This is a genomic window from Halomonas sp. 141 (genome assembly GCF_002810305.1).
In the GTDB taxonomy this organism is placed as follows: Bacteria; Pseudomonadota; Gammaproteobacteria; order Pseudomonadales; family Halomonadaceae; genus Vreelandella; species Vreelandella stevensii.
Genome location: NZ_PINZ01000006.1, coordinates 94,506 through 106,577, shown reverse-complemented (window position 1 = coordinate 106,577; position 12,072 = coordinate 94,506). Strand labels below are relative to the sequence as shown.

General features: G+C 61.4%; 9 protein-coding genes. 3 read left to right on the top strand and 6 right to left on the bottom strand.

Annotation, left to right across the window (positions count from 1 at the left end; translation table 11 throughout):
- Window positions 1-119 precede the first annotated feature (119 nt).
- Both CWI66_RS04910 and CWI66_RS04905 read left to right on the top strand, forming a co-directional pair.
- Entirely contained in the window at window positions 120-1,031 is a 912-nt protein-coding gene (locus CWI66_RS04910; protein WP_100731075.1) for a LysR family transcriptional regulator, read from the top strand.
- Between the two features lie 325 nt (window positions 1,032-1,356).
- The gene (locus CWI66_RS04905; protein ID WP_100731074.1) at window positions 1,357-2,739 is read left to right on the top strand and encodes an NAD-dependent succinate-semialdehyde dehydrogenase; all 1,383 of its coding nucleotides are present in this window, start codon (window positions 1,357-1,359) and stop codon (window positions 2,737-2,739) included.
- Window positions 2,740-2,844: 105 nt separating this feature from the next.
- On the opposite strand, the gene CWI66_RS04900 is transcribed toward CWI66_RS04905, so the two are convergent.
- From CWI66_RS04900 to CWI66_RS04875, 6 genes are all read right to left on the bottom strand, one after another.
- Window positions 2,845-3,324 carry a phosphatidylglycerophosphatase A family protein gene (locus CWI66_RS04900; RefSeq protein ID WP_446718680.1) on the bottom strand — a complete coding sequence of 160 codons (480 nt, stop codon included), beginning with the start codon at window positions 3,322-3,324 and terminating at the stop codon, window positions 2,845-2,847.
- 8 nt (window positions 3,325-3,332) lie between these two features.
- Window positions 3,333-4,058: a tellurite resistance TerB family protein gene (locus tag CWI66_RS04895; RefSeq protein ID WP_081192392.1), complete on the bottom strand. Its 726-nt coding sequence runs from the start codon at window positions 4,056-4,058 to the stop codon at window positions 3,333-3,335.
- A gap of 89 nt (window positions 4,059-4,147) precedes the next feature.
- Window positions 4,148-6,748 carry an AAA family ATPase gene (locus CWI66_RS04890; protein WP_100731072.1) on the bottom strand — a complete coding sequence of 867 codons (2,601 nt, stop codon included), beginning with the start codon at window positions 6,746-6,748 and terminating at the stop codon, window positions 4,148-4,150.
- Complete coding sequence (locus CWI66_RS04885) at window positions 6,745-7,893, bottom strand: exonuclease SbcCD subunit D (protein WP_100731071.1); 1,149 nt, start codon at window positions 7,891-7,893, stop codon at window positions 6,745-6,747. Before CWI66_RS04885 ends, CWI66_RS04890 begins: the two co-directional genes overlap by 4 nt.
- Window positions 7,894-8,033: 140 nt before the next feature.
- A complete protein-coding gene (locus tag CWI66_RS04880) occupies window positions 8,034-9,617 on the bottom strand; it encodes an SLC13 family permease (protein ID WP_227407703.1) in 1,584 nt (527 codons plus the stop codon).
- A 455-nt stretch (window positions 9,618-10,072) separates the two neighbouring features.
- On the bottom strand, window positions 10,073-10,402 hold the full coding sequence (locus tag CWI66_RS04875; RefSeq protein ID WP_016916368.1) for a hypothetical protein: 330 nt from the start codon (window positions 10,400-10,402) through the stop codon (window positions 10,073-10,075).
- Between the two features lie 404 nt (window positions 10,403-10,806).
- Here CWI66_RS04875 and sstT point away from each other — a divergent pair, with 404 nt between their 5' ends.
- A complete protein-coding gene (gene sstT, locus CWI66_RS04870) occupies window positions 10,807-12,024 on the top strand; it encodes a serine/threonine transporter SstT (RefSeq protein WP_100731070.1) in 1,218 nt (405 codons plus the stop codon).
- Window positions 12,025-12,072 lie beyond the last annotated feature (48 nt).

The following is a 12,072-nucleotide window of genomic DNA, read 5'->3' as shown; positions in this document are numbered from 1 at the left end:
TCGTTTAAGTGGTGAGGAGAGTCTGCCCTAGACTACCCGGCGCCACAGGCCAAGCAATTGAGTAATTTTTAACCCGGATATAAGCTTTTCTAATAACATGACAACGAAGGTCATCGACCATGCAGGAGTACGCCACGCTACGGGCCTTTGTGGCCGTTGCCCATACCGGCAGCGTGTCTCGCGCCGCTGAACAGCTGCACCTCACCCAGCCTGCCGTCAGCCTAAAGTTGAAGCAGCTTCAACAACACCTTGGCCTGACGCTGTTCACCCGCCGCCCTCAGGGCTTGCGCCTCACTGCCGATGGCTATGCCCTGCTGCCCGCCGCCGAAAACGCCCTGGCCAGTGCGCTGGCATTCGAACAAAGCGCCAGTGCCCTGCACAGCACCCTGCGCGGCAAGCTGCGCATCGGCACCATCGTGGACCCTGAATTCATCCGCCTGGGCGATTTTTTGAGCCGCCTGATGGCCCGAGCGCCCCAGCTGGAAACGGAGCTGCACCACGGCATGAGCGGCAGCGTGCTGGAAGACGTGGTGCACAGCGAGCTGGATGTGGGCTTCTTTCTGGCACCGCCCGGCGAAGGCCCGGCCCATGACGCCTTGGCCTGGCGTGAGCTGACCCACTTTCATTACCACGTGGTGGCACCCCCGGGCTGGGAGGCCAAGTTGGCCGACACCCGCTGGGAAGCGCTGGCCAGCCTCCCCTGGATCGTCACCCCCTGCGTGTCGGCCCACTCGCGCCTGCTCCAGCGTGCGCTGGCTGCCAGCGGCGCCACGCCGCACCGAGTGGCACAGGTCGACCAGGAAGCCTGCATGCTGGACCTGGTGCGCGCCGGGGTCGGCCTGAGCCTGGCCCGCGACGCGCTGGCCATGGCCGAGCGCCAGGAGAGCGGGCTGGCAGTGGCCGAGCACGTTCGCCTGCCCTGCGCCTTGAGCCTGATCTGGCGACAGGATCGCGCCATCGAGCCCACCATCAAGGCAGCGCTGGACACCCTGGATACCGTGTGGGCCCACCGCCCTTCCCTGGCGCCATAAAAAGCGCCAGAGGGTGGGCGGGTGAACAGACCGCGAAATTTGGGCAAATGGGGATTTTTCTAGTAGAGTGGAAAAACAGCGCGAATAGACCAGTCGGCCTAGGCTTGTACGAAAAATCGTCGAGCGATGGCCAGACAAGGCAAAAATTGGTGAAAAGACGGAGTTTACGGGGTGTAAATGAGTACTTTGATCGGACTCGCGCACGAGCCAATTTTTAACGCCGTATGGGCGAGCGTAGGCAGTTTTCGTACCAAGCCTAAAGGAACGATTAGCCGCTGTATGGTCTTCCCCCTCACGTCCCGTTGATCTAAAGATAGGAGATCTTATGAGCAACACGATCAAGACCGTCAATCCCACCACGGGTGATATCCTCGAATCTTACACACTGATGGATGACCAGCAGGCTCAGCAGGTCGTCGAGGCCTGTCATGAGGCCTTTCTCGATTGGCGGCTGACCTCTCTGGACGAACGCGCTCGCGTCATCAAGGCCATTGGTCAGGCGCTGAAAGCGCATCGGGAAGACCTGGCCCAGCTCATGGTGAAAGAGATGGGCAAGCTGCCGGAGCAGGCCCGTCAGGAAGTGGATCTGTGCGTGGGCATTTGTGACTACACCGCCGAACACGGCCCCACCAAGCTGGCCGATGAAGAGCGCCAGCCCGGTAATGGCGAGCGCGGTTTCGTCACCTACTCGCCCATGGGCGTGATCTACGGCATTCAGCCCTGGAACTTCCCTGCCTACCAGGTAGTGCGCTACTCCATCGCCAACATCATGGCGGGCAACGGCGTGCTGCTGAAACACGCCGAAAACGTCACCGGTAGCGGCCTGCTGCTGGAAAAGATCTATCGTGAGGCGGGCCTGCCGGAAAACGTCTTCCGGGTGCTGGTGATTTCCCATGAAGTGTCCGACAACGTCATTGCCCACAAGGCCGTGCGAGGCGTGACCCTGACCGGCAGCGACGGCGCTGGTCGCAAAGTGGCCGCCAAGGCCGCCGAGCACCTGAAAAAGACCGTACTAGAGCTAGGCTCCAACGATGCCTACTTGGTGCTGGACGATGCCGACCTGGACGTGGCGGTGGATACCTGTGTCACTGGCCGCGTGTATAACGGCGGCCAAACCTGCGTAGCGGCAAAACGCTTTGTGGTCACCGAAAAGAACTACGAAGCGTTCAAGGAGCGCTACGTGGCACGCATGAAGGACTTAAAAGCGGGCGACCCGACCAAAGAAGATAGCGACCTAGGCCCGATGGCCCGTGTCGATCTTCGTGACGGCCTTCACAAACAGGTGGAAGAGAGCGTGCGTAAAGGCGCGAAAATCCTCTGCGGCGGTGCAAAGCCGGAAGGCAAAGGCGCGTTCTACCCGGTCACGGTGCTGGATGACGTCACCCCCGGTCAGCCCGCCTACGACGACGAGCTGTTTGGCCCGGTGGCGGCACTGATTCGCGCCAAGGATGACGACGACGCCATGCGCATCGCCAACGACAGCCGTTACGGCCTGGGCGGCGGCATCATCTCCAAGGACGTGAAACGTGCCACCGAGCTGGCCAGCAAGTATTTCGATACCGGCATGGTGTTCATCAACGGCTTTGGTGTGGCCACGCCCGAGATGCCGTTTGGCGGCGTGAAGGATTCAGGCTACGGTCGTGAGCACGGCGGCTTTGGCATGCACGAGTTCGTCAACGCTAAATCGGTGATTGTGGTGCAAAGCTAACATCACCAAGCCCATCGGCTCACGATGGGCTAACCCATAAAAACGCCGCAGTGTCGTTTTCTCGACCTGCGGCGTCTTTATGAGTGGCGCATTTTAACAGTGGCGTCAGGCGAGTTTTTGCTGCCGACGCTGCCATAGTGTCACCAGCAACGCGACCACCAGCCAACTTACCAGCGCAGCAATCACGTCATCCAGCACGATCCCCACTCCCCCGGCAACATGTTCCGCCAGATGAATAGGCGGTGGCTTCAGGCCATCAAAGAAGCGGTAGACGCCGAACGCCAAGGCCAACACCAGCGGATGGCGGGCAGCTTTTAGCCCCAGCACTGCCAAGGGGAAAGCCACATATTCATCGGCGACGATACTGCCATGATCCTGTCCATCAAAATGCAGGGACGCCATGTGGCACACCGGCACGGCGGCCAACAGCATCAGCGTGATGATGACCACCTGCTGACGGGTCGAGCGACCTGACAGCCACCAGGCCAACGGCAGGCCAAGCAAGGAACCAAACGTGCCTGGGGCCACGGGCATCAGCCCCAGCCCAAAACCGGTGGCTAACCACAAGTTGGCAGTGCCAACGATATCGAGCATCAGCTGGCCTGCTGGGCCTGATGCTCCAGCTCTGCCACCATATCGGGCGACAGGTTCAGGGCACTGGCCAACTGGTCCAGCCAGGCGCGTTCCATGGGGTTCTGGTCGTCGGTCACCGCCACGCTGATCAGGTACATTTCACGGGCGGCCTGGGGGGAGTCTGCTTCACGAGCCAGCGCCCTGGCGTCCAGCGGGGCGCGCAGTTGCTGCTCTACCCAGCGGTGCATCTCTTCGTCGGCACCCAGCGCATCGATCTGCTGAGTGATCAGCGCCTGCTCCTGTTCATCGATATGACCATCGGCGCGGGCTGCCATGATCATGGCTTGCAACAGCTCCAGGCTGCGGCGCTCCTGATACTCACCGCTGAGTACCTCGACACGCTCCCCTTCTGCCGACGCCGCCGTGGCACCGCCGTTGGCCTGGGAGCGTTGCCAGGCTTTCCAGGCCAACACGCCAACCCCGGCAATGGCCCCATACTTCAGCGCTTTGCCACCCATGCTTCGGCCTCGCTTGGAGCCAATCAGCATGCCCATGGCCCCGCCACCCAGCAGGCTCTTCATGTCGAACCCGCCCGAGCTGCCGCCGGAGCGCGCCGCTTGGCTGCCACTGCCGCCCAACTGCCGCGACAGCCCATCCATGATGCCCTGCACGTCCATGCCACCACGGCCGCCTTTGCCACCACTGGCCTGATTCATCAACTGCTGGAGAATCTTGCTCGCATTCATCCTTGCTCCCCCTTCGGGTCATCATCGTGAATTGATCGGTTCTGGTTATAAAGCATCGAACATGAACGCAACGTGAACCGCCGGGCTCGTCACCCTTCACCCTTCACCACGACCGTGCTGCCCTGACGGCTGGGCAGCACGTCGATACGAATCGGCATCTGCTCCTTGAGTTCGCTGACATGCGAAATGATGCCGATCATGCGCCCGCTCATCTGCAGCTCGCTGAGCATGGCGATGGCCTGGTCCAGCGCGTCCTGGTCGAGGCTGCCAAAGCCTTCATCTATGAATAGCGTATCCAGCTGAATACCGCCTGCATAGGCTTGCACCACATCGGAAAGCCCTAGCGCCAGTGACAGCGCAGCCATGAACGACTCGCCGCCGGAAAGCGTCGCCACCGGGCGATTCTTGCCGGTATAGGTATCGGCCACGTCCAGTTCCAGGCCGGAGGCTTTATTGCCTTTGGAAGGGTCTTCCCGGCGCACCAACTGATAGCGCCCGCGGCTCATGCGCACTAGGCGCGCGGAGGCTTGAATCAGCACATCATCCAACAACACGCCCAGCACGAAGCGCTGCAAGCTGATGCGATTCCCGGTGCGCCCGTTGGCCACTTCGCTGAGCGTACCCCACAGTTTGTACTGCTCGTCCAGGGCCGCCTCCACATTGCGCGCCTCTGCCAATCGCTGTCGGGTGGCAGTGAGCTGGTCTACCCGTGCGCTCAGCCGCTGGTAATGCTGTCGGCACGCCTCCTCCCAGGCCTTGCTGTTGTCAGCCTGGGCATCGAGGGCAGCAACGTCGGGCGGTGTCTTGCCTTCCAGCAGCGGCGCACTGGCTTCGAGCTGCCCTTCCAGCCTGGCCAGTTCCCGTTGAAAGCGCGCCACGTCGTCACTCAGCCGCTGCTGCTCGGTGGTGTCCAGACGGGCATTAATAAATGCCTGCTCATCCTCAAAGGGGCTACCCTGCAGGGCCGTTTTCCACTCGGCCTGGGCCGCTTCCAGCGTCCGCTGCGCCTCGGCCTGGCGCTGGGTTGCCTGAGTGAGCCTGGTTTGCGCCTGGGTGAACGCCGTGTGGGCGGTCTGGGCCTGGCTCTGGGCGGCTTTCCAGCTCCGCTCGCAGGTGTCCATCTCACGCTTCACGGCCGCTAACGAGGCATTCACGCTCTCCAGCGATGCGCTATCGCCAAGCTGTTCACGCAGCTTCTGGCACTGCTCACCGACGTGCTCGGCCTGCTGCTCCAGGCGCTGGGCATCTTGTTGCGCGCTCACCCATGCCTGTCGAGCGCGCTCATGGGCGCTGCGCGCCTGCTTCACCTCCTCTTGCGTGACCAGTAGCTGGGCCGTCGAGGCAGGCGCGGGATGCTCACGGCTGCCACACACCGGACAAGGCTGGCCACCCTCCAGCTGCTCAGCGAGCAGAGCCGCCTGGCCCTGGTGCCAGCGCATCTCCTGCTCGATGGCGTGCTGCTCCTGTTGGGTGGCCGCACGCTGCTTCTGCTGAGCATTTTCGCGCGCTCGGGCCACTTGCTGGGCAAGCGCTTGCTGCTGCTTCTCCAGCGTGGCCAATGCCTGACACTGATCGAGGGATTGCTCTAGCGCATAGGCCTGGCGTTGCAGGGCGGGTAGCTGTTCATATTGGGCATTGGCCGCCTCGAGCACTTCCTGAGCCTGCTGGTGAGCCGCTTGGCACGGGGCAATGGCCTGTTCGGCGGCGGCCCACTCGCGCTGGGCCGCCGTGGCGTTTTGCTGGGCGCTTTGCCGGGCATAAAACGGTGTTGCCAGGGCCTGGGTCTGCTCATGCTGCCGCAGCTGCTGCTGGGCACGCTGCACGGCCGGCTGCTGCACCAGCAGCGCGGCTTTGGCATTGACCAGCGCGGCGTGCTGCGCGAACTGGCGGGCCAGCGCTGCCGCCGACTGGGCGGCCGCCACGGCCTGCTCCCGCTGCTCGGCGGCCAGGGCCAGGTCGTGCCTGGCGGCCTGGTGGTCAGGGGCCAGCGCAGCGAGGGCAGCTTCCAGGGCGGCTTCGCTCTCGACATCGCTGGCCGCCAGCATGCCTTGTACACGCTGGCGATGGTCGTTCATCTCACGCACGATGTGCTTGGCCTGGTCCGCCAGGCGCTGTTCGATGCGCTGGAAGATCTGGGTCTGAAACAGCTGGGCAAAAATCTCCTCGCGTTCCTTGGAGCCTGCCAGCAACAGCTCGCGGAACTTGCCCTGGGGCAGCACCATCACCTGGCGGAACTGCCGAGCATCCAGCCCCAGCAACTGCTGCAGCTGGCCGTTGGCATCGGTGACCTTGCGCGCCACCAGGCATTCGTCTTCCTGACCTTCTGGGGTCAGCCGCCACAGCTGGGCTTCGGCAGCCTGGGTGGTGGTACCCTCGCCATTGGCTTTGGGGCGCTCCTGTTGGGGCACGCGGCGCACCCGATAGGTGCTTTCCCGCAGGCGAAACGTGAGGGTGACTTCGGTGAGCAGATCTGGCGCAGCCTGGTCGCAGCGCATCTGGCCAGCGTCCCGTTCATTGCCAGTGGTTTGGCCGTAAAGTGCGAAGCAGATGGCATCGAGTATCGAGCTTTTGCCAGCACCGGTGGGGCCATTGATCAGGAACAGAGGGCTTTTGCCCAGCGCGATGAAGTCGATGGTGTCACGCCGTGCAAACGGGCCAAAGGCCTGCAGGGTCAGTGTCAAAGGCGTCATGCTGGCCCCTCCTGCTCGCGGTCAAGGGCGGTGATCAGCTCGCCCATGGCGCGGGCCTGCTCGTCATTCATGGGCTCGCCGCTGGTCTGGGTGAAGAAATCGCTGAACATGTCCAGCGCGCTGAAAGCGAGACGTTCACGGCTCAGCGACTGGCGACCTGCCGTTTCCAGCATGCCGGGCTTTTCCAGATGCAGGACGTTGGGATACACCGCCCGCAGCTTGCCCATGGGGTCGAGAATGGCGTGCCGGTCGGTGAGGCGCGCCAGCAGGTAGTCATCGGCACGGGGGTCTTCGCCCCCCATGGCCAGCAGCTGCGCCAACTCTCCCTCCAGCACGCGCACGTCGCGCCTGGGCGTCAACGGATGCTGGGTGATGCTCACCAGGCCTTCGCTGCCCATCTCCACCAGGGTGACGCCCTTGCGCTGCGTCGCCTCGGAGAAGCTGTATTTGAGCAGCGAGCCGCTATAGCGGATGTGCTCGCTCCCGCGGTACTGGGGGCCATGGAGGTGCCCCAGCGCCACGTAATCGAAACCCTGCATGGGTTCCCAGGCAACGCTTTCCGCACCGCCCAGGGTGAGCGGGCGTTCGGACTCGCTGGCCGCCCCGCCCTCCACGAAGCAATGGCTCATGAGCAGCGCCGGGCGCGCGGGATGGCGCTGGGCGTGAATACGCTCCAGCAGGTAGCGGTGGGCGGCATCGAAATCGCGCACGTCGGCGCCAAACTCGCTGCGCACGTACTCCGGGTCGGCGTAGGGAATACCGAAGACATCCACCATCACGCCATCGACGGCAAGCGTCACCGGCTGATCGCAGGTGGCCAAATCGGTGAGGATGTGTAACCCGGCCTGGCGCAGATGACGCGCTCCAAACCCCAGCCGCGCGGCGCCATCGTGGTTGCCAGAGATCATGATGACCGGCAGGCCACGTTTCTCGCACAGCTCGGCCAGTATCTCATCCAGCAGGGTCACCGCCGCTGCCGGGGGCACCGAGCGGTCGTAGATATCACCAGCAATCAGCACCGCATCCACGCGCTCACGGTCGATGATCGACAGCAGCTGTTGCAGGACATGACGCTGGTCGTCCAGCAGCGAGAGATTGTGAAACAGCCGACCCAAATGCCAGTCGGCGGTATGAAGTAGTCGCATGACAGGCTCGATCCAGAAAGTATGACCGCATCATACCAACCCGATGGCCAACGACGCACAAAAAGCCCCGCACGAGGGCGGGGCCGGAGCCTGGTGGCTTCCTGCTGGCCCACCAGAGGAGCCAGCGGCGACACACTGGGTTAGTTGCGGAACGCGTCCGGGTATGTGGTCAAATCCACGCCCCAGAGTACTGGCAACATGAAGTAGACCGCCGCGGCAATCAGGAACATGGAAATGATGTTCAGCCAGAAGCCGTTGCGCACCATCTCCATGATGGTGATCTTGCCCGTGGCAAAGATGATCGCGTTGGGCGGCGTGCCCACCGGCAGCATGAAGGCACAGTTGGCCGCCATGGCCGCAGGCACCATCAACACGAAGGGATGGATGTTCAACGCCAGCGCCAGCGACGCGAGTACCGGCAGAATCATCGTGGCCGTGGCCGTGTTCGAGGTGATTTCCGTGAGGAACAGCACCATGCCCGTGGCCAGCAGAATCACCAGCATGAAATTGACGCCTTCCAGAACGCTCATCTGACCGCCAATCCAGGACGCCAGGCCCGAAGAGCCGAAGCCCGCCGCGATGGCCAAACCGCCCCCGAACAGCAGCAGAATGCCCCAAGGCACGTCTTTGGCCACGCTCCAGTCCAGCAGGCAGCCGCCTTTGGAGGGCGAAGGAATCAGGAACAGCGCAATGGCCGCGGCAATCGCGATCATCGTGTCGTTGATGCCAGGGATGTTGATGATCTGCCCCTGCCACAGGAACGAGCGGGTGATCCAGAAGAATGCCGCGAACAGGAAAACACCCAGCACGGCTTTCTCTTCGAAAGATATCTTGCCCAGCGCCTCTTTTTCCTTGCGAATCAGCGCACGGCCACCCGGCAGCTTGGCCAGCTTGATGGGATAGATGAAGCGCGTCAGCATGACCCAGCCGATGAACAGCAGGATCACCACCACGGGGAAGGCAAACATCAGCCAGCCCGCAAAGGAAATTTCGACGCCAAACAGCTCGCTGACGATAGCGGCCAGAATGATGTTGGGCGGCGTGCCGATCAAGGTGCCCAGACCGCCGATGGTGCCACCGTAACCCACACCAAAAATCAACGACTTGCTGAACTTGTCGATTTCGGCACTGTGGTCTTCCGAGCTCTTTTTCAGCTCTTCCGTTACCTGGAAGACAATGGCGGTACCAATCGGCAGCATCATCATGACCGCTGCGGTATTGGATACCCACATGGACAAGAAGCCGGTGGCCGCCATGAAGCCAAAGACGATGCTATTGATGCTGGTGCCTAAAATGGAAATGATCGACAGCGCAATGCGCTTGTGCAGATCCCATTTTTCCATGGCCAGAGCGATCATGAAGCCGCCAAGGAACAGGAAGATGATCGGGTTACCGTAGGCCGCCGTCACCGTATTGCCATCCAGGGCGCCGGTAATCGGCAGCAGGATGATGGGCAGTAACGAGGTGACCGGGATCGGAATCGCTTCGGTGATCCACCAGACGGCAACCCACAGCGTGGTAGCCAGCACCATGCGCCCTTCGAAGCTCAGGTCGGCCGGATGGAAAAACAGCAAAACAAAGGCAAAGAGAGCTGGCCCGAGTACCAGGCCAATTTTTTGCGCCGTGTTGAAGGCAGGCGGACGCGGAGGCTGATTGCCTGGCTGTGCGTCAGAGGAACCACCTCGCCCAGCGCTGCCCGTGCCAGAAGTGGGCAGCGCACACATGAGGAGGTTTTTTGCTTGGTCGTGGGAATGCCAAAGGGAGTCCCAGAGCGTCATCGTGGCAGTTCTGCGCATTATGAAGTACCGCTCGCAGTCAGGGTGAACGAATGGGCGCCGTACGGGCCAACCCAAGGACAAATGTGCCAGCGCGTCTGGCTTTTTTGAGGTGCCCTTTATTCACTGCCATAAGCCATTAGTCCAGTAAATTGACGACAATTACAACCAAAGTCTAAACACTTTGGTCGTAATTATTAGCATTGGCTAAGATTAGGCGACGGCAAGGCCTATGCCGACATGGCGACCTTGAGCGCCGCACAGCACGCTGAATCTTCCAGTGCCGCTAATCAAGCGATGAAAGCGACGTCATCCGTTTCTGTCGCCGTGGCTTGATGCACTGACTACCCAGTTTCCTACAAGGCTTACTTCGGCTTGCGCTCCCTGAGCGCAAGCCGTTTTTTTTAGTCCAGATGCTCCAACGTGACCACGATATCCTGGCGCGAAACGTCGATGTTCCAGAAGGTATAGCTATCGTCATCCTCATCGACCAGGCGAATATCGAAGTAAGGGCTGCGATAGCCCGTCAACGTCACCCGCTGGGTATCACCATTCATCAGCACATCGCTCCCAAGCACGTCCTCTTCCCAACTGGAAGACGACGCCGGGCTCACGTACATGTAATAGATGGTGTATCCGGTACGATTGGTGATATCCACATAGTAGTCGCCTGCCATCACGAACGACGAGCCACACAGCAGCAGTAAAGAGCAGAGCCACACTTTGATACGCATGGGTAGATCCCTAGTGTTTTTTAGAGGAAACCACGGTAGCGCACCAGGCCTGCTGACGCCGAGCCCAGACGCTAGGCTTTGTACGAAAAGTCGGCGAGCGATGGCCAGACAAGGCAAAAATCGGCGAAAAGACGGAGTTTACAAGGTGTAAATGAGTACTTTGATCGGACTCGCGCACGAGCCGATTTTTAACGCCGTATGGGCGAGCGTAGGCAGTTTTCGCGCAAAGCCTAATAGCAGTATATCTCCGGCCCGCCATTTTCGAGATAGCCTTAGGCGCTTTTTTGCTGGTCCCCCACGGCCTCTTCGTAGCTGATAGAATACCGCCCCTTTCAGGCACGGGTTGGCGGCTTGCCAGCTCGCGGCTCCACCGACTACTGCACCCACTACCTGAGAGTTGCGTCATGATAGCTACCGCCACTGCCCTCTTCCGACCACTGTTACAATGGGGGCTCGTACCCCAGATCGTGATGGGGATCATTGCGGGGGTGCTGCTGGCGCTGCTCGCCCCTACGGTCGCCAGCGATATTGCCCTGCTGGGCCAACTGTTCATTGCCGCCCTGCAGGCCGTCGCCCCCATTCTGGTGTTCGTGCTGGTCGCTGCGGCTATCTCGGCCCATCGTCAGGGCCAGCCCACGCATATTCGCCCGGTGCTGCTTTTGTACCTGTGTGGCACGCTGATCGCGGCGCTGATTGCAGTGGCCGCCAGCTTCCTGCTACCAACCGAACTGACGCTGGATGCCGGCCAGGTAGACGGCAACCCACCCAGCGACATTTTCAGCGTACTGCGTGATTTGCTGCTGAACGCGATTACCAACCCGGTCAGCGCGCTGATGGAAGGCAACTTCATCGCCATTCTGGCCTGGGCCATTGCGCTGGGTCTGGCGCTGCGCCAGGCGGCCGATACCACGCGCCAGGCGCTGCAAGACCTCTCCAACGCCATTACCCGCATCGTGACGCTGGTGATTCGTCTGGCCCCCATTGGCATTTTTGGCCTGGTGGCGGGTACGTTGGCTGAATCCGGTATGCAAGCGCTGCTCAACTATGCCCAATTGCTGGGGGTCATCGTGGGCTGCATGCTGTTCGTCGCCCTGGTGAGCAACCCCTTGCTGGTCTATCTGGTCACTCGCCAGAATCCTTACCCGCTGGTGTTCACCTGCCTGCGCGGCAGTGCCATCACCGCCTTCTTTACGCGCAGCTCGGCGGCCAATATCCCGGTGAACCTGGAACTGTGCCGCCGCCTCAAGCTGGATGCCGATACCTACTCCATCTCCATTCCGCTGGGCGCCACCATCAACATGTGCGGCGCCGCCATCACCATTACCGTCATTACCCTGGCCATCACCCATACGCTGGGTATTGCCGTGGACTTCCCCACTGCCCTGCTGCTGTGTGTGGTGTCGGCCCTGGCAGCCTGCGGTGTGTCTGGCGTGGCCGGTGGATCGTTGATGCTGATTCCCATGGCGGCAAGCCTGTTCGGCATTCCTACCGAAGTCGCCATGCAGGCCGTCGCCATTGGCTTTGTGATTAGCGTGGTGCAAGACTCTACCGAAACGGCGCTCAACTCCTCCACCGATGTGCTGTTTACCGCCGCCGCCTGTCGAGCGCGTAAGCCTGATTAACGCTCCTTTGTGGCTCGTCGATTGACAGATCGCTGTTCCTTATATAGA